This window comes from Solirubrobacter soli DSM 22325, from assembly GCF_000423665.1.
Lineage (GTDB): Bacteria > Actinomycetota > Thermoleophilia > Solirubrobacterales > Solirubrobacteraceae > Solirubrobacter > Solirubrobacter soli.
Genome location: NZ_KE384071.1, coordinates 326,191 through 346,098 on the forward strand (window position 1 = coordinate 326,191; position 19,908 = coordinate 346,098).

Here is a 19,908-nt window from a genome sequence, read left to right on the forward strand (position 1 = left end):
AAGCGCTTACAGCGTGCCGAGCGGGAGACCGGCGACGCGTGAGCTGGAGCGATGACAGCGCCACGCGCGAACATCTATGCCGTCGCCGAGCGCGCCGGCGTCTCGATCGCCACCGTGAGCCGCGTGCAGCGCGGCGTCGGGCCGGTGAGCACCGAGACGCGCGAGCGGGTGGAGCAGGCGATCGACGAGCTGGGCTACAGCCCGGACCCGACGGGCCGCGCGCTCGCGGGTCAGCGGCTGGACGCGATCGGGATCGTGTTCCCCGACCTCGCGGGCCCGTACTACTCGGCGGTCCTGCTCGGCGCCGAGGCGGCCAGCGTGTCAGCGGGCTCGAGCCTGCTGATCCTGGCGACGCACGGCCGCCCGAGGGCGAGTGAGCTCGCGCGGGAGCTGTCGGCGCGGGTCGATGGGCTGATCGTCATGGGTCGCACGGTGGATGACGCCACCGTGCGGGCACTGGCCGCACGGGTACCGCTCGTGCTGCTGGCGCGGGAGCCCGTGGACGATCTGCCCACGGTCCGCAGCGCGAATCGCGAGCCGGCGGGTCGGCTCGTGGCGCACCTGGTCGAGATCCATGACCACACGCGCCTCTCCTTCATCGGCGACCCGGGCGCGTCACCGGACGCCGAAGACCGCTGGCAGGGGTTCCTGGACGCGCACGACGCGCTGGGAGTGCCGGCACCGCCCGCCGCCTTCGCGGCCCCGTTCCATGAGCGCGGGGGCCGGGAGGCGGCGGGCGCCGCCTTGGACCAACGCACACCGCCGTCGGCGCTGGTGTGCGCCTCCGACGAGATCGCCATCGGCGCGTACGGCGCGCTGAGGGAGCGGGGCCTGCGCCCTGGGATCGACGTCGCCGTCACCGGATGGGACGACATCCAGCTCGCGCATTTCGTCTCACCCGCCTTGACCACCGTCCGCCAGCCGATGGACCGGCTGGGCCGCATCGCCGCGGAGCTGCTCGCGCAGCGCGTGGCGGGCGCGCCCGCCGAGTCGCAGACGCTGCAGTGCGAGTTGGTCGTCCGCGCGAGCTGCGGCTGCGAGATGCCGCTCACCACCAGGGAGGTAGTCCGATGATGCGAACGACGATCGCGGCCGCCACGGCCGCGCTCGCCCTGCTCGTGGCCGCGTGCGGGGGCGGCGGCTCGAGCAGCGGCGCACCGATCTCGAACGGCAAGGCCAGCGGCACGATCAACGTCTGGGCCTGGGGCAACGAGGGCGAGATCCTCGGCAAGCTCACGAAGGAGTTCGAGGCCGAGAACCCGGGCGTGAAGGTCAACGTGACCTCCATCCCCGTCGACGCCTCGCACGACAAGATCCTCACGAGCATCGCGGGCGGGCAGGCGCCCGACGTCGCGATGGTCGGCACGACCTGGATGGGCGAGCTCGCCCGCACGCAGGCGCTCGAAGAGGCGCCGAGCAGCATCGACCAGTCGCAGTTCTTCAAGGGCGCCGCCGACACGGTCAAGGTCGACGGCAAGACCTACGGCGTGCCGTGGTACGTCGAGACGCGCCTCCTCTACTACCGCACGGACATCGCCAGGAAGGCCGGCGTCACCGAGCCACCCAAGACCTGGGACGAGCTCAAGACGATGGCGCGCGCGATGCAGGACAAGGGCGGCGCCAAGTACGGCATCAACCTCTCGACCAACAACTGGCAGGAGTACCTGCCGTTCGTGTGGCAGGCGGGCGGTGACCTCGCGCAGGGCGACAAGTTCACGCTCAACACGCCGCAGGGCGCGGAGGCGACCGCGTTCTACAAGTCCTTCGCCGACGAGGGCCTGAGCCCGAACACGACCAAGCAGGGCTTCGACATCACGCCCGCGTTCGTGCGCGGCACGCACCCGATGTTCTTCTCCGGCCCGTGGCACATGGGCCTGATCAAGGAGGCGGGCGGCGCGGGGTTCGACTCCAAGTGGGCGGTGGCGCCGATGCCGACCAAGGAGACCAACACGTCCTTCGTCGGCGGCTCCAACTGGGCCGTGTTCAAGTCGAGCAAGAACCGCGACGCCGCCTGGAAGTTCGTCGAGTGGACGGCCAAGCCCGAGACGCAGGCCAAGTGGTACGAGATCTCGAGCGACCTGCCGGCCAATCAGGCCGCCTGGGACCTGCCGGCGCTCAAGGACGACCCCAACGTCGAGGTCTTCGGCAAGCAGCTGGAGAACGCGAAGTCGCCGCCGCCGTTCCCGAAGTGGGAGGAGATCGGCACCGCGCTCAACAACGAGCTCGACAAGGTCATCCGCACCCAGGACACCGGCCGGCAGGCCGCTGAGCAGCTCGAGAAGACAGTCGACTCGATCGGGACTGCGTGACGACCCTCTCGACGCGCCGCAACCTCGCGGGTTGGGGGTTCTCCGCCCCCTTCACCGCGATCCTCGGCCTGTTCCTGCTGGTCCCGATCGGAGCGTCGCTGGTCATCAGCTTCACGAGCTTCTCGATCGGCAACATCCAGGCCTGGGGAACGACCGAGTTCGTCGGCCTCGACAACTACACGAAGCTCTTCGACGACCCGGTCTTCACCCGCGCGCTGCGCAACACGGCGTACTTCGTCGTCGTCGGCGTGCCGTGCACGCTCGCGCTCGGGCTGCTGCTGGCGGTCGCGCTCAACCAGGGCATCGGGAGGCTGCGCGGGGTCTTCCGCGTCGCCTTCTACCTGCCGGTGGTCACGAGCATCGTCGCGATCGCCGTCGTCTGGCGCTACATGCTCGACCCGGACGTCGGCATCCTCAACGCCGCGCTGGCGCAGGTGGGGATCGACGGACCGGACTGGCTCGGCGACCCCAAGACGACGATGCCCTCGATCATCGCGCTCGCGGTCTGGCGCAACATCGGCAACGCGATGGTGATCTTCCTCGCCGCGCTGCAGACCGTCGACCCGCAGCTCTACGAGGCCGCGCGCGTGGACGGCGCCAAGGGCCGCCAGCTGTTCCGCCACGTGACCGTGCCGATGCTGCGCCCGGCGATCCTGTTCACGGCGGTCATCACATCGATCGGCTACCTGCAGGTCTTCGAGGAGCCGTTCGTGATGACCGGGCCGCAGGGCGGCGCCGACCAGTCGGGCTTCACCGCCTCGATGTTCGTCTACCAGCAGGGCTTCCGGTTCTTCAACCTGGGCTACGCGAGCGCCGCGGCGTACACGCTGTTCGTGTTCATCGCCGTGCTGGCGATCGTCCAGTTCCGCGTGCTGAGGCCGAAATCATGACCGCGCTGCCGCTCTCGACGACGCGCCGCCGCACGAAGCGCAGGACCCATCGCGAGGTCAAGGGCAGGGCGCCGCTGTGGCTGTTCGTGCTGCTCTTCCTCGGGCTGATCCTGATGGTCGGGCCGTTCATCTGGATGCTGCTCGGCGCGTTCAAGACCAACGCCGACTTCGTCCGCACGACACCCACGCTGCTGCCCGAGACGTGGACGTTCGACAACTTCAGCCGGCTGTTCTCCAAGCAGGACTTCTTCCGCTATTTCGTCAACAGCGTGGGCATCGCGATCGTCGTCACCGTCGCCAATTGCGTCTTCTGCTCGATGGCGGGCTACGCGCTGGCGAAGCTGAAGTTCGCCGGGCACCGGCCGCTGATGGGGCTGACGCTGGCAACGCTGATGGTGCCGGGCAGCGTGACGCTCGTGCCGCTGTTCGTGCTGATGTCCAAGCTCGGGCTGGTCAACTCCTACGCGGCGGTGACCGTGCCGTTCATGGCGGGCGCGTTCGGCGTGTTCCTGATGCGCCAGTTCATGCACAGCGTCCCCGACGACCTGATCGACGCGGCACGGATCGACGGCGCGGGCGAGTGGCGGATCTTCTGGCGGATCGTGCTGCCGCTGCTCAAGCCGGCGCTGGCCGCGCTGGCGGTGTTCCAGTTCCTCGCCACCTGGAACAACTTCCTCTGGCCGCTGGTCGCCCTGACCGACCAGTCCAAGTACACGCTTCCCGTCGCGCTGGCGACGTTCTCGATCGGCCAGAACAAAGCCGACTACGGCCTCCTGATGGCGGGCTCGGTCGCGCTCGTGGCCCCGGTGGTCGTGCTCTTCCTGGCACTCCAGCGCCACTTCACACAGTCGATCGCCATGACGGGGTTGAAGGGATGAGCGCACGTGCGCACTGGGAGTCGAACATCTCAAGACGGCGGGCGAGCCAGGCGCCGCCGCGAAACCTGCCGGCGCCCTCGACGCTGACCGCGAGAGCGGGCTCGGGGCACGTCTCGCTCGAGTGGTCGAGCGTTGAGGGCGCGGCGGGTTATCTGATCCACCACGCGCCCGGCCCGGACGGGCCGTGGACGCGGCTGGACCACCATTCCCGCGACGTCCTCGCCCACCCCGGCCCGCGCTACGCCGACACGACGGGCGAGGCCGGCGTCGAGCGCTTCTACGCGATCGCGTCCGTCGCGGGCGCGGACGCGGAGCCGGGCCCGTTGTCGCTGGTGGTCTCGGCGACCCCGACGAGCGAACCGCGCCCGATCAGCGCCCATGTGGACCTCCACGGCGACGGGGGGCGACTGAACCGCGTGTGGCAGATGGTCGGCAGCGAGCGGCTCTCGCAGCTCTACACGCCCGGTGTCGGCAAGGAGTTCGAAGCGGCGTTGGCGCTCGCGCGCGATGAGCTCGGCGCGACCCGCGTGCGCGCACACGCGATCCTCCACGACGACCTGGCGGTGTACCGCTTCGGCGAGCACGACTTCACGATGGTCGACGCCGTCTACGACCGCGTGCTCGAGCTGGGTCTGCGGCCCGTCGTCGAGCTCTCGTTCATGCCCCGCGAGCTGGCCGAGGATCCGGAGGCGACCGTCTTCGAGTACGGCGCCGGCATCAGCGTCCCGCACGACTGGGAGGCGTGGGGGACGCTGTGCGGCGCGCTCGCCGCCCACCTCGTCGAGCGCTACGGGATCGACGAGGTCTCCAGGTGGGGCTTCGAGGTCTGGAACGAAGCGAACCTCGACGTCTTCTGGACCGGCACCCGCGAGGACTACTTCCGGCTCTACGACCTCGCGGCCGAGGCGGTCAAGGGGGTCGACGAGCGGCTGCTGGTCGGCGGTCCCGCGACCGCGGCGGCGGGCTGGATCCCGGACTTCCTCGACCACGTGATCGGCGCGGGCTCGCCGTTGGACTTCCTGACCTCCCACACGTACGGCAACCTCCCCCTGGATCTGCGCGAGGCGCTGCGCGTGCGTGGGCTCGAGCACGTCGAGGTCTGGTGGACCGAGTGGGGCGTCACGCCGACCCACTTCTACGAGATTAGCGACACGGTGTTCAGCGCCGTGTTCCTCCTACACGGCATGAAGTCCGCCCAGGGCCGCGCGGACGCGCTCGCCTACTGGGTCGTCTCAGACCACTTCGAGGAGCTCGGCCGCCCGCCCGCGCTGCTGCACGGAGGGTTCGGACTGCTGACCGTCGGCAACCTGCGCAAGCCCCGCTGGTGGGCGCTGGCGCTCGCGCACCAGCTCGGCGACGAGCTGCTGCCACTCGACCTGTCCGGCGACGGCGCGGGCACGCTGGTCGACGGCTGGGCCGCCCGCGGCGCCGACGGCGCGATCGACGTCCTGCTGTGGAACGGCACCCTCGATCAGGAGAAGGCCGGCGGGGACCCGCTGCTGGACCGCACGGTGACGATCACCGGCCTGCCTGCGGGGCACGCCACGCTGGCGCGCGTGGACGCGACGCACTCGAACCTCGCCGCGCACTGGCACGCGCAACGCCCGTGGCCGACCGAGACCGAGCTCGCGGAGCTGCGCGCCGCCGACCGCCTGCACGTCGAAGACCTCGGCGACGTCACCGGCGAGGTGACGATCGAGCTGCCGATGCCGGGGATCGCGCGCCTGCGCCTCACCTAAGGGGCATCACCCGCAACCGCTTCTTCATATGAGACTATGGGTCTCAGTGGTGCGATGCCCCGGATCGCTGCATATTTGACACACAGCTATCGCGCGGCGGACCGAACCGTCAATGAGTTCTTCTGGGATCTTCTTTGGCAGAGCGGATTCACCTGTACAGTCGACCCGAAGTCGGGCGTCCTGTCAGCGCCGCATCTGGAGTTCCTGGTCAAGCGCAGCGCTTGTCTCATCGGGATCATCACGCATCGCGCGTTGCAGCCGTACTACGGGTGCTCGCCGTTCGCGCTCTACGAGTACGGACTGGCGGTTCTGGCGCAGAAGCCGCACCTCGTGTTCGTCGAAAGCGGGGTGAGCGGCCGCTACTTCCCTCACAGCGCGACCGTGTGCGACTTCGATCGCGACCTGCTCGAGGACGACCGCCTCCGGTTCCGCGCGGCGCTCAAGGACCTGAAGGCCGCCACGCCCCCGAATCCTCCGCGACGCAGCAGGCTGCGAGGGAGGATCGGCCTGATCTTCGATCCCCTTACCGAGAGCGGCAGCTGCTTCCGGGCGATACGTGAGCAGATCCTGGAGCGGGGATATACGCCAGTCGAGGTCTCGTGGAGGGACTCGAGCAATCTCGATCTCTGTCTCGTACTCGACACGTTCGACCTCGTCGCGATCGATGTCACACCCGGTGGGTTGCCCGCCTGGTTGTATTCGTTCGTCCATGGCAGAGCAGTCCCAAGCCTTCGACTCCTTCACCTGTCCGCTGAGATCGATAGGGAGGCGTTGGGGCCCCTGGTGAGCGGGCAACTTCTCCGCGGCGTCTCAGTCGTGGACGACCCGGTTGTGATCTGGCAGGACTTGGACGAGGCCCGCGAGAAGGTCCGACGTCAACTGCTTCCGTTGTGGTCGTCCCGAAAGCAATTCAGCACGCTGAGCGACGGGTTGAAGTACTTCCGCGGCCAGGGACGGAAAGGCCGCAAGGTCTTCGTCAGCAACTTCAACGACGCGAACTCGCTCGCGGAGCGCCTGTCGGCCCGACTCAATGAGGAGGACATCGAGCACTTCCACTACCGGTTCAACAATGCCGCGATTCCGCTCGGCGCGAACTGGAAGCAGATGCTCGATCAACTGGTCCATGAAAGCGACCTCTTCGTCGTCCTGGTAACACGCGGGTATCACGACAGCCCGTATGCGCAGAAAGAGTTCCTTGAAGCCACCAAGGCCGCGAAGGCGGGCAGCCTGCGCGTCGTCCCGTACCTTCTGGACAAGAGTGTGGGTGCAGAGGTGGAGGAACAGGGCAAGGATCTATCGGACCTCGACGACGAAGCTCGGGTCGAGACGATCGTGCGAGATGTCGATGATCTGCTCGTTCGCGAGCGCGTGGCGCAACCTGTGACCATGGATCAGTCCCGCTCGGTGGACGTGGCGTTCGTGACGATCTTGCCCGAGGAATACGCCGCGGTTCTCGCGCACGTCGATCGACACGAGGAAGCACGCCCCACACGCTCGTCGCCGAATCAGCACGCCTGGCAACTCGCTGAGCTCGACACGCTGAGTTATGACCGGCCGTACCGCGCGGTCGTCGCACTGGCCGGCGACCCGGGGAACAACAACGCGGTGCTCGTGGTCAAGAACACGATCAAGCGTTTTCGCCCGCGATACGTGCTCCTGGTCGGAATCGCCGGAGGCCTGCTCCCCTTCGGTGTCAGCGCATTGCCGGAGGGCGACCCGCCGGACCTGATCGCACCTGGCGACCTCGTGATCTCATCTGAGATCTACGGCTACGAGTACGGGAAGATCGATGAGGGCTTCAGCCCTCGACACAATTTCACGACGCAGGCGGATCCCTCAGTGGTGACGGCCGCTCGCGTCTTCGACTTCAAGAGCCCGGATTGGCACACGAGCATCCGGGCCAAGCCGTATACGGAAGGGTGGACCCCCCGGGTCAAGGTGGGCACGATCGCGTCGGGCGACAAGGTTGTCGACAACCCGATGAACGAGTTCTTCGCGAGCGTCCACAGAAGCTGGCCCAAGCTCATCGCGGTCGAGATGGAGAGCGCCGGGGCCGGCCTCGCCGTCAGGGATGCCGTCGCGGGCGGGCGTGCCGTCGGGTTCGCGATGATTCGAGGAATCTCGGATGTCCCGCGCCCACCGGCGCCGAATGCCGAGGCGCGCGGGCCGATCTCGCAGCAGACCCGGGAGCGCGACACGTGGAAGGCCTATGCGGCCGACGCCGCGGCCACATTCGCCACGGCAATGGTGCGCTCAAGTTGGCCGGTTCCTCCGAGGGGTTAGGCCGGCGGCTCGATTCTGTATCCCAATACGAGCGTCGCTCGAAGCGTCTCGATCGCCATCCGTCGGTCAATTCGCTTCTCGGACTCGGGCAGCCGGTCGTACGGGACGAGACAAGGGTGTCTCCGAAGACCATCGTCACGTGTATCCCCGAACGTCCACCCCTGATCGAGGCGCTCCTGCGCCCAGACGTCGTGCGTGTGCTCGGCGAGCGCTTCGACGAGGGCGCTGAGTTGCGGGGGCAGGGAGACGCCCGCCGTGTCGATCGGACGCGGAACGTAACGCACGGCGGCCTAGCTTCCTGAAGCTGAACGACGGAGATACGCCGCCCGGAACGGGCGCAGCTCACCACGGGCGATGCCGCTCGCGATCGTGGGGTCTTCCTCCATGTACGCGCGGGCGGCGTCCTCGTCGGGCGCCTCGAACACGCAGATGCCGGTGTTGATCTGGCCCAGCGTCGGCCCGGCGAGGATCAGCGAGCCCTCGTCCAAGCGGCGCTGGAGCAGCTGCATGTGCTCGCCCCAGACGGCCTGCTCGTCCGGCGTCATCGTCGCGCCGAAGTTCTCGCGGGGCGCGTGGATGAAGTAGACCCATTGGCTCATGTCGCGAGCCTATCCCGCGGTTCGCGCACCAGGAGGGCGGGAACGAACGCCAGCGTGAGCAGGCCCGCGAGCACGACCCAGATCGCCCGGTAGGTGCCGGCGACGTCCGCGACGAGGCCGAGCACCGGCGGCGTGAGCGTGACCGCGGTGACGGTGAAGGTGATCGCGAAACCGGTCGTGGCGCCGACGCGGCCGGCCGGGGCGAGCTCGGCGAGCATCGTCACCCACAGCCCCTGGAAGCCGACGACCGAGGCGCCGGCGACGGCGGCGACGCCCATCAGCACGGCGAACGGCGCCGAGCGGGGAACGGCCACCAGCAACAGCGCCGCGAGCAGGCCGGTCGTGGTCAGCGCGAGCAGCATCGGCTTGCGGCGCGGCTTGTCGCCGCGGTCGCTCAGCCAGCCCCAGAGCAGGCGCCCGCCGATCCCGAAGGCCTGCGCGACGACGACCAGGATCGACGCGGAGGCCAGCGAGCGGCCGGTCGCCTCGTGAACGTCGAGGGCGAGGAACGCGAGCAGCGAATACTGGCCGACGACGACCAGGCTCCCCCACAGCGTGGTCAGCTTGACGTCGCGGTCGCGCCCGGGCGACGGGCCGTGCGACGCGATCGGGCGCTCGGAGCGTTCGAGCTCCACCCGCAGGAGCGGGAGGACGAACGCCACCGTGAGCACGCCCGCGACGACCAGCGCCCAGCGCCACCCGGCGGCGTGCGCGAGCGACGGCAGCGCGGCGGTGGCGATCAGCCCGCCCAGTGGGATCCCGGTCTGGCGCACGCCGAGCGCGAGCCCGTGGCGGTGCGGCGGGAACGCGGCCAGCACCATCCGCCCGCCGGCGGGCGTCGCCGCGGCGCTCGCCGCGCCTGAGAGAAGGAAGAGGCCGCACAGCGCGGCGACGGGTGCGCTCGCAGCGAGGACCGTCAGCGCGCCTCCGGCCATCCCGCCCGCGATCAACACCCGCCGCTCGCCGAAGCGGTCGGCGGCGATGCCCGCGGCGTAGGAGCCGACGATCCGCCCCAACGGGAAGCACGCCACGATCAGCCCCGCGACCGCGGCGCTCACCCCGAGGTCGGTCTTGATGAACCCGGTCAGCGCCGGGATGCCCTGCTCGGTGATCGAGAACCCGACCTGCGCGACGACCGCCAGCCCAAGGACGCCCCAGGTCTTGCGACTTACTCGCACAGCACGACGCAACCGCGGTCGACGAGCGCCGCGGGCGGCTCGTAGACCTCATTCCAGCGCAGGTCGAGCTTCTCCAGGCGGGGCAGCTCGGCGATCCAGTCGGGCACGGACGTCAACGCGTTCGCGCGCAGGTCGATCAGACGCAGCTCGGTGAACGCCCGCACCTGCTCGGGGAACACGGTGAACGCGTTCCGGCGCAGGTGCAGCTCGCGCAGCTTCGGCAGCGCGACGTCCGGGAACGCGCTGAGCCCGAGGTCGAGCATGCGCAACTCGATCAGCTCCGGCAGATCCGGCAGCGCCAGCTCACGCCACGGGTTCTCGGAGATGTTCAGGTAGGTCAGCGAGGGCGGCAGCGCGGGCAGCGAGGTCAGCGCGTTCTCGTGCAGGTAGAGGATCTCCAGCCGCGTCAGCGCCGACAGATCGGGAACGCTGCGCAGCGCGTTGTGGCCGAGATCGAGCGTGCGCAGGTTCGGCAGCGCGCCGTAGAAGTCCGGCACGGACTCGATCCCGAGCTCGCAGGTGTACAGCCGCTCCAGCTCGTCGTCAGGGGCCTCCAGGAGACCCCTCAGCCGTCGTACAGCCCCTCCAGCGCCAGGATCCGGCGCATGATCGCCACCGACGACGCGTAGGTCGAGTCCAGGCCGTAGTAGGACAGCCCGCGGGCACCGAGCGTGCGCGCCTGCGAGTACGGCGTGTCAGAGGCGTAGTGGATGATGCCGAGGTCGATCGGGAGCTTGGCGAAGTTGACCGCCTCGCCCTGCGGGTAGCGGTCGGCGTCGGCGATCTCGTAGACCGCGTTGCAGAACGGACCCGCCTCCATCTCCACCACCGTGTAGGCCTCGCGGTAGTAGAAGTCGAGGTAGTTGCGGTTCTGCAGGAAGGTCGACTTGACCGTGACCGCGCGCTGGTTGTCGAGGCCGCTTCCGAAGACCAGGTACGGCGCGACGTCGTCGAAGCTGAACGCGTTGTCGAGCCAATAGGTCGACCCCGAGTGCTCGTCGTGGATGACGCCCGAGATCAGGACGTCGCCGACGTCGGCGTTCAGCGTCGCCGCCTTGCCGAGCACGTAGACGCCGCGGAGGGTGTCGTGCGCGGTCGTGATCTCGCGCAGGATGTTGTACGCGGCGAGGCCGAGCGGGTACTCGATGTTCACGACCACGCCGGGGGCGTGGGCGAGGCGCTCCGGGTCGATCGGCCCGAGCCGCGAGTCCAGCCCCGCCGGGTCGAGCTGCGAGAGCTCGATCACCTGCGCGCTGACCCGCAGGCCGGTGCGCGACGAGAGGTGCCTGACGCCGACCTCGTGCTCGTGCCGGCGCCGCAGCTCCCACGCTGGGCTGTCATCCGGCTGGGACTCGTAGTACAGCCGCGCGCCGTAGTAGAGGAAGTTCTCCCACGAGCCTTCGGTGCGGCCCGTCCGGAAGCGCTCGAGCTCCTCGTTGAGGTAGTCGGGGCCGGAGCGCTCCACGAAGTCCACGATCTCGTCCGCGCTCGCGCCGGCGGTGCGCGTCAGCAGGTTGATCAGGGAGTGCGTGTTGGAGGAGACGAAGTACATCGGCCGGTCCGACAGGCCCTGGTCGGTCAGCGTCGCGCGGATCGGCGCCCACCAGCGGCGGGTGAGCCGCGCGTACCCCGCCTGCGAGCCGCCGAGCATCCGCAGGCGCAGGTTGAGCTTGCGGTCGCGGACCTCGTTCACGAACCCGGCGAGTCCCTCCGGCCACGACTCGCCCATCCGGGTCCAGTCGTCCTCGGAGCCGCCGATCGTGTCGGCGACGTCGAGCGGCTCGGGGTCCTCCGGCAGGTCCGCGGAGCGCAGCAGCGTGTGCAGCTTGTTCCACTCGAGCTGGTAGGCGACCAGCGTCGGGATCGCGTCGTCGAGATCGCTGGTGGAGGCCAGCAGCACGGCCAGCGTGCCCTGACCGGAGTCGTACCAGCGCCGCCGCCGGGCGGGTGCCTCGACCGCCTCCCAGTCCTCGATCCGCCCGACCCCGGCCCGCGAGAACGCCTCCGCCTCCTGGCCGACGACGATCACGCTCGCCTTCCAGATCGACGCGGGCAGCCGTCGCAGCGCGTACAGGAACGCGCCGAGGTCCGGCGACTGCATGTCGTGGGCGAGCGCGTGCAGGCTCGAGTTCATCGCCGCGTGCGAGGGCTCGAGGACCCGCAGCATGGTCTCGCCCGACGAGCGCAGCAGCGTCGTGTACGTCCGGTGGTAGAGCTCGACCTCGTCGGAGGCCTGACGCAGGGTCGAACCGTTGTCGACGGGTGGGACGCGAAGGCGAGGGACGGCCATGGATTGACGCTAGCGCACCGTGGGGAACCCGGCGCGGGTCCACGCGGGGACGCCGCCGTCGACCACGTGGAAGACCTGGCGGGCGCCGTAGCGCTGGATCAGGCTCGCGCCGACCGCGGCGCGCTGGCCGCTCGCGCACACCACCGCGATCGGGCGGGTGGTGTCGAGGCCGTCCGGGAGCTCGCGGATGCCGTGGTAGGGAGCGAAGTACGAGCCGGGGATGTGGCCCGCCTCCCACTCGTCGCGCTCGCGGACGTCGAGCACCTGCAGGGTGTCGGCGCGCTCGTGCAGCTCCGGCACGGTCAGGCGGGGGATCGACTGGGTCGGCAGGCGCTCCTCGCGCCAGCTCGTCATCCCGCCCGCGAGGTAGCCCGCGATCCGGCCGACGCCGACCGCGGCGGCGAGCTCGACCGCCTGCAGCGCGTCGTCGTCATCGCGGCCGACCAGCACGACGGGTGTGTCCGGGCCGGCGATCCACGCCAGCCGCGTGCCGAAGCCGGACTGCAGGACGGTGTTGGAGATCGCTCCCGGGATGTGGGCCTCGTCGAACTGGAGCGCGGTGCGGATGTCGATCACCGGCACGTTGCTCTGCTCGACCTGGCGAGGCGTGAGCGGCTCGGCGTCCAGCGGCCGCCGTTCGAGCGGGCCTTTGTTGATCGCCACGATCGCCTGGAAGTTCGGCGGCTGGGGGCGGAGGTTCGCGGTCGAGCGCTCGACGAACGCCGCCTCGTCGCCTTCGTTGAGCAGCGCGTTGTGGCGGCGCTCGTACCCGATCGTCGTCGACACCTTCAGGTCCATCGACGGACCACCGCACAGCGACCCGCCGAGGTGCCCCGGCCAGACCTCGACGTCGTCGCCGAGCTCGAGCAGGGTCCGCATGGAGGCGAAGATCCCGCGGGCGCCGTCGGCCTTCTCGACTGCCAGATCGGGGCGCGCGATGTCGCCGACGAAGAGCGAGTCGCCGGTCAGCACGGCCCACGGCTCGTCACCGCGCGCGGTGTCGACCAACACGAACGCCGTGTGCTCGGGCCGGTGCCCGGGCGTGTGGACCGCGCGGACGACGACGCTTCCGAGTCTCAGCTCCCAGCCGTCCGTGAACGGCTCGTGCTCGTACTCGGCCGCGGCCAGCTCGTGGATGTGGATCAGCGCGCCGGTCGCCGCGGCGAGCCGGCCGTGGCCGGAGACGTGGTCGGCGTGGTTGTGGGTCTCGAGGATGTGCTCGATGTGGACGCCCAGGTAGCGCGCCACGCGCAGGTACTCGCCGATGTCGAGCTTCGGGTCGACGACCGCGGCCACGCCGGCGTCCTCGTCGCCGATCAGGTAGGACGCGCAGCCGAGGTCCTCGTGGGCGATCTGGCGGAAGATCACAACTCGGAACCGTACAGTGCGCGTCATCACATTGCGCGTGCAACCATGTCGCTAATCTTAGTGACCGTGACTGAGATTTTTAACACCCAACCCTGCCAGGCCTGCGGCCTTCGGCCGGGCACGGTGCGGATGGTGTTCGCCGCCGGCGCCGACCGGCGCGCGGCGGTGCTGTGCGAGCAGTGCGCGGAGGAGGTCAAGGCCCGCAAGCCCAAGCGCGATTCCGCGCTCGAGGAGTTCGGCCGTGACCTGACCGCGGACGCCGCCAGCGGTCGCATCGACCCGGTGATCGGCCGCGCGGAGGAGATCGAGCAGACCGTCGAGATCCTCGCCCGCCGGCGCAAGAACAACGCCGTGCTGATCGGCGAGGCGGGCGTCGGCAAGACGGCCATCGCCGAAGGCCTTGCGCTCCGCATCCACCGCAACGAGGTCCCCGAGACGCTCGCCGAGACGCGCATCGTCGCGCTCGACCTGTCCGGCATGATCGCCGGCGCCCAGTTCCGCGGCCAGTTCGAGGATCGCTTCAAGAAGGCGCTCAACGAGGCCGTCGAGTCCGAGGGCAAGATCGTCCTGTTCCTGGACGAGCTGCACACGATCCTCGGCGCCGGGGCGCCCGAGGGCGCGATGGACGCCGCCAACATCCTCAAGCCGCTGCTCGCCCGTGGTGAGCTGCGGGTGATCGGCGCGACGACGTTGGCCGAGTACCGCAAGATCGAGCGCGACTCCGCCTTGGCCCGCCGGTTCTCCGCCGTGACGGTCGAGGAGCCGACGGTCGACGACACCGTCGAGATCCTGCGCGGCCTGCGTGGCGCGTACGAGACCCACCACGGCGTCTTCATCGACGACGCGGCGCTGGTCGCGGCCGCCCGGCTGAGCGACCGCTACATCAGCGAGTACCACCTGCCCGACAAGGCGATCGACCTGATCGACCAGGCCGCCGCGAAGCTGCGGTTGGCCGGTGGCGTGAACCTGCGCCCCGAGCTGGAGAAGGCGATCGCCGACGAGGACTACGAGCGCGCCGCCGGTCTGAAGAAGCAGATCGACGCCGGCGACGTGCTGCAGGTCGGCGAGACGCAGATCGCCGCGGTCGTGGGCGCGCGCACCGGGATCCCGGTGGGCGAGCTGGTCGCGGGTGAGCTGGAGCGCTTGAACGAGCTCGAGGCCGACCTGCATGAGCGGGTCGTCGGCCAGGACAACGCCGTCGAGGTCGTCGCGGACACGATCCGCCGCGCCCGCGTGGGCCTGTCCGAGGGCGACCGGCCGCTGGGGTCCTTCCTGTTCCTCGGCCCGACCGGCGTCGGCAAGACCGAGCTGGTCAAGGCGCTCGCCGAGCGACTGTTCGCGACCGAGAAGGCGCTGGTCCGGATCGACATGTCCGAGTTCCGCGAGCCGCACACGGTCGCGCGGCTGATCGGCTCGCCGCCCGGCTACGTCGGGTACGGCGACGGCGGCCAGCTGACCGAGCCGGTGCGCCGGCGCCCGTACTCCGTGATCCTCCTCGACGAGATCGAGAAGGCGCACCCCGAGGTCTGGAACGTGCTGCTGCAGGTCATGGACGACGGGCGGCTGACCGACGGCGAGGGCCGCACGGTCGACTTCACCAACGCGGTGATCGTCATGACGTCCAACCTCGGCGCGGGCAAGGCCAAGCGGGGCATCGGCTTCACCGCCGGCGAGCCCGCGGCGGAGGCCGCGCGGATGGAGGACGCCGCCAAGCAGGCCTTCCTGCCGGAGTTCATCAACCGCATCGACGAGATCGTCACGTTCGACTCCCTGACCCCGACCCACGTCGAGCGGATCGCGGGCCAGATGGTCGCCCGCGTCGCCCTGCGCCTGCGCGAGGAGCGCGGGATCGAGCTCTCGGTCGACCCGGACTACATCTCCGAGCTCGCCCGCGACGGCTTCGACGAGGCGTACGGCGCCCGCCCACTCCAGCGCCACGTGCGCCGCACGCTGGAGAAGGCCCTGACCCGGGCGATCCTCTCCGGCGACATCCACGACGGCGACCACGTGCACGCCCACGCCGACGGCTCCTTCACCATCGACGTCCACGAACACGCCCTCGCGGCCTAAAGACAACCTAAGGTGCCTGGCACTTTAGGGACGGTTTAGGAACGCCGCCCGCAGCGGGCGGCGTTCCGACGTTAAACCCACCCAAGGGGTAGGGCAATTTAGGTGGGGTTTAGGTTCTGAACAGTGGCGAGCCGACCCAGTCGCCCGGGCGGGCCGCGCCCGGTGGGGCGTAGAAGTAGCCGCCTCCGACCGGGGTGATGTAGTCGGTCATCGGCTCGCCCGCCAATCGCTTCTGCAAGGTCGCGAACTGGCGGGAGATGTCCTGGTTGAAGGCGACGAAGATCAGGCCCTGGTCGAGTTGGCCGGCGGCGTCGAAGCCGCGGTGGTAGTTGAAGCCGCGGCGGAGGATGCGGCCGTCGCCCGCGTCGTGGGCGAGGCGGATGTGGGCGTCCGTCGCGATCCGCTCGCCCTTCGGATCCCGGTCGAGCTTCGGGTCCTGGAACTCGGTGCGACCGCCGAGCGGGGCGCCCGTGTCGCGGCGCCGGCCGATCATCGTCTCCTGCTCGCGCAGCCCGACGCGGTCCCAGAACTCCACGTGCATGCGGATGACCCGCACGACCTGGAACGTGCCGCCGTCCGGCGTCCAGACCAGGCGGCGCATCAGCGCGTCATCGTGGATGTCCGGGTTCGCGGTGCCGTCGCGGAAACCGAACAGATTGCGGCGCGACCCGCCGTCACGCGCGGCGCCCTGGAAGCCGTCGATGGTCCACCGCAGCGCGAACGCGTCGCGCACCGGCCGGAGCAGCTCGCGCAGCGTGTGCACGACGGTGTCGCGTCGGTTGGCGCAGATCTGCAGCAGCACGTCGCCGTGGCAGCGCGCCGGGTCGAGATCGTCGTCGGCGAACGCGGGCATCCGCGTCAGGCCCGCCGGCGGCTTCAGCCCGAACCGGCGATCGAACAGCGACGCGCCGAACGAGATCGTCACCGTCAGGCGGTCGGGGGCGATCACCGGCCCGAGCGTGCCCGAGTCGCCCGGCGGGTCGTCGACCTCGCCGATCCGCGCCGTCGTGCCCTGGGTGAGCTCCCGCGCCCGCGAGCTCAATGCCTCCAGCGCGCTGGCGAGCTGGCCGCGGTCGAGCGCGATCGCGTCCAGCGCGGCGAACGTCGCCTCGTTGTCGCCCGGCGTGATCACACCAGCCTGGTGGGGACCGTCGAACGGGATCGCGTCGCTCGACGACGGCTCGCGAGCGGCCAGCGACGGTGCGGCGACGCCGAGCCCCGCGACGGCGGACCCCGCCAGGAAGGCGCGGCGCGAGACCCTCATCGCAGCGCGGGGATCGAAGCAGGCAGGGACGTCTCGAGCGCCCCCGGCACGCCGGCCAGCGCCTCGAGCGCCGCCCCGAGCTGGCCGAGGAGCCGCTGACGCTGCGCCCGCGGCAGCGCCGACGGCGCCGGCCAGGCGCCCCGCTCGCGCCGGATCACCGTCAGCGTGGCCGAAAGCTGCGTCAGCCGCGAGTCGACAGTCTGCAACACGTCGCCCCGCCCGGCCAGCACACCGTGCAGCGTCGAGATCACCTCCCGCGTCGCGGCGACACCGTCGGCCGTCGCACGCACGCCGGTCGCGTCGCCGAGACGGTCGCGCTGGACGTCTTCGAGGATCTCGTGCGCGCGGATCGCGTAGTCGACCGGAGCGAGGTCGGCGTGGCGCAGCGCGGCGGGAAGAGCGTGCGCCGCGACGGCGAGCGAGCGCGCCGCACGCGCGTCGAGCGGGTCGCGCAGCAGCGTGGCGAGCGCGCCCGTGACCCGCGCGTCGAGGTCGCCGAGGGCGCCGTACGCGGCGCCGACGAGGAGCCAGCGGTCGAACGCGGCGTCGGCCGCGCGGCGGGCGGCGGCGCGTGACGAACCGGCGCGCAGAGCGTCGGACGCGCGGCGGGCGGCGACGCGTGACGAGCCGGCGCGCAGAGCGTCGGCCTCGCGGATCAGCGCTCGCGCCTGGCCGACGGCGTAGGCGCGGTAGCGGGCGATCGGGCGCGCGAACGCGGCCTCCGGGAGCGGGACGAGGTCCGGGTGCTTGCCGTCCTCGACCGCCGCGTCGGCGGCCTGCTGGGGTGACATCTTCGTGCCGGCGACCGTGCCGTCAGCGCGGCTCGACGAAGCTCCCGGGGCGATCGCGACGTGCGGCGCCGCGGCGGCCTCCGGCTCGGGGTCGCGATTGACGATCCCAAGGACGCCCGCGGCCACGACGACGGCCGCGAGAACAGCGATCACGAGACGCATCCGAGTCGACACTAGGCGGCCCGGAAACCTGACTCGTGAACGCCGCGTTATCGCCCATGAGAGCGAAAAGGCCTGCTCTCACGCGTAATTCAGGGTAACGCTGCGGTCACACGGGAGCAGCGCATCAGCGCTTTGGATGACCGGCATGCGTACACGTCCGATCCTCGCCGGTGGCCTCGTGGCCGCGGCGACGGCGGCGGTCGCGGTTGGCCTCACGGCCCACGCAGACCCGCTTCCGCTGGCTCCGACCAGCACCCCGATCAAGCACGTCGTCGTCCTGTTCGACGAGAACGAGTCGTTCGACCACTACTTCGGCACCTATCCCAACGCGACGAACCCGGCGGGCCAGCCGCGGTTCGCGGCCAAGGACGGAACGCCGTCGGTCAACGGGCTCGATCCGACGCTGCTCACCAACAACCCGAACTCCTCGCCGCCGCAGCGACTCGACCGCTCCGAGGCCGTCACCTGCTCTCAGAACCACGGGTACGGCGCCGAGCAGCAGGCCTTCGACAACGGCCTGATGGACAGGTTCCCCGAGTTCACCGCTGGCGGCTCCTGCGGGCCGCGCGGCAAGTCGATCGTGATGGACTACTACGACGGCAACACGGTCACCGGCCTCTGGAACCTCGCGCAGGGCTTCTCGATGAGCGACAACTCGTTCGGAACGAACTTCGGGCCGTCCACGGTCGGCGCGGTCAACCTCATCTCCGGCCAGACCCACGGGACCGACGTCCCGAGCGGCTCCGGCGTCGAGAACAACACGATCATCGGCGACCCGCAGCCCAAGCTCGACGATTGCGCCAACCCCGGCGGCGTCCAGCTCTCCGGCAGGAACGTGGGCGATCTCCTCAACGCCCACAACGTCAGCTGGGGCTGGTTCCAGGGCGGCTTCAAGCCGACCTCGGTCGACGCGACGGGCAAGGCGACCTGCGCCAGCTCGCACCGCAATGTCGCCAACGCGACGATCCGCGACTACGTCCAGCACCACGAGCCGTTCCAGTACTACGCGTCGACGGCGAACATCCACCACCTGGCGCCGACCTCGACGGCGATGATCGGCTCGACCGACCAGGCCAACCACCAGTACGACCTGAGCGACTTCGACGCCGCGCTGGCGTCCGGCAAGCTCCCGAGCGTCTCGTTCCTGAAGGCGGCGGCGTTCGAGGACGGCCACCCGTCGAACTCGGACCCGCTCGACGAGCAGCGCTTCATCGCGCGGACGCTGAACGCGCTGGAGCAGTCGCCCGAGTGGTCGAGCACCGCGGTGATCATCGCCTACGACGACTCCGACGGCTGGTACGACCACGTCATGTCGCCGATCACGAGCCCGTCCGCCGCGCCCGCGGACGCCCTCAACGGCGCCGGCAAGTGCGGCAATGTCCCGGCGGGCTCGACCGCCTACCCGGATCGCTGCGGCTACGGGCCGCGGCAGCCGCTGCTGGTCATCTCCCCCTACGCCAAGGTCAACTACGTCGACCACGCGCTGACCGATCAGACCTCGGTCCTGAAGTTCATCGAGGACAACTGGCAGCTCGGCCGCATCGGCGACCAGTCCTTCGACGCCCGCGCAGGGTCGATCGGCAACATGTTCGACTTCAACCCCGACGCCAAGCGCGCGCCGAAGGTCTTCCTGGACCCGGACAGCGGCCAGGTCGTGAAGAACCCGCCGACCCCGACCGCCACGCCCACGCCCACGCCCGCCGCCTCGGTCACCGCGAGCACCACGGTCGGCGGGACGGTCGAGAACTCCAGCGAGCCGCCGGCGGCCAACACCAAGCCGCTCGGAGCCGTGACCACCTCCGGCACGCCCGCGAAGCTCAAGCTGACCTGCACCACCAGGCGCGCCGCCAAGGCGGTGAGCGTCTCCTGCTCCGCGACCGGCGACGACGCCACCAGCAAGGGCATCGCCGTGCGCCTGCGCCTGGTCAAGGGCTCGTCGGTGCTCGCGACCACGCGCACGACGCTCAAGAACGCGAAGGTCAAGGCCACGCTGAAGAGCAAGCGCGCCTTGAAGAAGGGCAAGTACACGCTGCGGATCGCCGTCACCCACAAGGGTGGCGTGATCGGGATCACCAAGAGCGTGTGAT

16 protein-coding genes are annotated in these 19,908 nt (G+C 70.1%); 8 read left to right on the forward strand and 8 right to left on the reverse strand.

From position 1 onward, the window contains the following. The first annotated feature begins 51 nt into the window (after positions 1–51). From G569_RS54910 to G569_RS0137330, 6 genes are read left to right on the forward strand one after another with little or no spacing between them, the layout of a single operon-like run. The gene (locus tag G569_RS54910) at positions 52–1,074 is read left to right on the forward strand and encodes a LacI family DNA-binding transcriptional regulator (protein WP_053227582.1); all 1,023 of its coding nucleotides are present in this window, start codon (positions 52–54) and stop codon (positions 1,072–1,074) included. Further along, a complete protein-coding gene (locus G569_RS0137310; protein ID WP_028067177.1) occupies positions 1,071–2,309 on the forward strand; it encodes a sugar ABC transporter substrate-binding protein in 1,239 nt (412 codons plus the stop codon). The genes G569_RS54910 and G569_RS0137310 overlap by 4 nt, the downstream gene beginning before the upstream one ends. Beyond that, a complete protein-coding gene (locus G569_RS54915; protein ID WP_037501806.1) occupies positions 2,306–3,199 on the forward strand; it encodes a carbohydrate ABC transporter permease in 894 nt (297 codons plus the stop codon). Before G569_RS0137310 ends, G569_RS54915 begins: the two co-directional genes overlap by 4 nt. Continuing rightward, positions 3,196–4,077, forward strand: coding sequence for a carbohydrate ABC transporter permease (locus G569_RS54920; protein ID WP_053227583.1), 882 nt, complete (start codon positions 3,196–3,198; stop codon positions 4,075–4,077). The genes G569_RS54915 and G569_RS54920 overlap by 4 nt, the downstream gene beginning before the upstream one ends. Continuing rightward, complete coding sequence (locus G569_RS0137325; protein WP_028067178.1) at positions 4,074–5,816, forward strand: GH39 family glycosyl hydrolase; 1,743 nt, start codon at positions 4,074–4,076, stop codon at positions 5,814–5,816. The genes G569_RS54920 and G569_RS0137325 overlap by 4 nt, the downstream gene beginning before the upstream one ends. A gap of 54 nt (positions 5,817–5,870) precedes the next feature. Further along, positions 5,871–8,099 (forward strand): TIR domain-containing protein, encoded by a 2,229-nt coding sequence (locus G569_RS0137330; RefSeq protein WP_028067179.1) that lies wholly within the window; start codon positions 5,871–5,873, stop codon positions 8,097–8,099. Here the strand turns inward: G569_RS0137330 and G569_RS66595 are convergent. From G569_RS66595 to G569_RS0137360, 6 genes are all read right to left on the reverse strand, one after another. Next, positions 8,096–8,383, reverse strand: coding sequence for a RyR domain-containing protein (locus G569_RS66595; RefSeq protein ID WP_028067180.1), 288 nt, complete (start codon positions 8,381–8,383; stop codon positions 8,096–8,098). The two genes, G569_RS0137330 and G569_RS66595, sit on opposite strands and share 4 nt — an antisense overlap. Positions 8,384–8,389: 6 nt before the next feature. Next, positions 8,390–8,698 carry a YciI family protein gene (locus G569_RS54925; protein WP_053227584.1) on the reverse strand — a complete coding sequence of 103 codons (309 nt, stop codon included), beginning with the start codon at positions 8,696–8,698 and terminating at the stop codon, positions 8,390–8,392. Further along, on the reverse strand, positions 8,695–9,876 hold the full coding sequence (locus tag G569_RS0137345; RefSeq protein ID WP_028067181.1) for an MFS transporter: 1,182 nt from the start codon (positions 9,874–9,876) through the stop codon (positions 8,695–8,697). Before G569_RS0137345 ends, G569_RS54925 begins: the two co-directional genes overlap by 4 nt. Then, positions 9,867–10,373 (reverse strand): leucine-rich repeat domain-containing protein, encoded by a 507-nt coding sequence (locus G569_RS0137350; RefSeq protein WP_053227585.1) that lies wholly within the window; start codon positions 10,371–10,373, stop codon positions 9,867–9,869. Before G569_RS0137350 ends, G569_RS0137345 begins: the two co-directional genes overlap by 10 nt. Positions 10,374–10,441: 68 nt before the next feature. Then, entirely contained in the window at positions 10,442–12,166 is a 1,725-nt protein-coding gene (locus tag G569_RS54930; protein ID WP_053227586.1) for a DUF6909 family protein, read from the reverse strand. Between the two features lie 9 nt (positions 12,167–12,175). Beyond that, entirely contained in the window at positions 12,176–13,534 is a 1,359-nt protein-coding gene (locus G569_RS0137360) for an MBL fold metallo-hydrolase (protein ID WP_028067390.1), read from the reverse strand. Between the two features lie 66 nt (positions 13,535–13,600). Between G569_RS0137360 and G569_RS54935 the strand changes: the two genes are divergently transcribed. Next, positions 13,601–15,604: an ATP-dependent Clp protease ATP-binding subunit gene (locus G569_RS54935; RefSeq protein WP_245602666.1), complete on the forward strand. Its 2,004-nt coding sequence runs from the start codon at positions 13,601–13,603 to the stop codon at positions 15,602–15,604. Between the two features lie 109 nt (positions 15,605–15,713). Here G569_RS54935 and G569_RS0137370 read toward each other — a convergent pair whose 3' ends face one another. Both G569_RS0137370 and G569_RS0137375 read right to left on the reverse strand, forming a co-directional pair. Beyond that, positions 15,714–16,868 carry a Dyp-type peroxidase gene (locus tag G569_RS0137370; protein WP_028067183.1) on the reverse strand — a complete coding sequence of 385 codons (1,155 nt, stop codon included), beginning with the start codon at positions 16,866–16,868 and terminating at the stop codon, positions 15,714–15,716. After that, on the reverse strand, positions 16,865–17,812 hold the full coding sequence (locus G569_RS0137375) for a hypothetical protein (RefSeq protein ID WP_169542332.1): 948 nt from the start codon (positions 17,810–17,812) through the stop codon (positions 16,865–16,867). Before G569_RS0137375 ends, G569_RS0137370 begins: the two co-directional genes overlap by 4 nt. 154 nt (positions 17,813–17,966) lie before the next feature. Here G569_RS0137375 and G569_RS54940 point away from each other — a divergent pair, with 154 nt between their 5' ends. Continuing rightward, positions 17,967–19,907 carry a phospholipase C gene (locus G569_RS54940; RefSeq protein WP_211233192.1) on the forward strand — a complete coding sequence of 647 codons (1,941 nt, stop codon included), beginning with the start codon at positions 17,967–17,969 and terminating at the stop codon, positions 19,905–19,907. The last annotated feature ends 1 nt before the right edge of the window (position 19,908 follow it).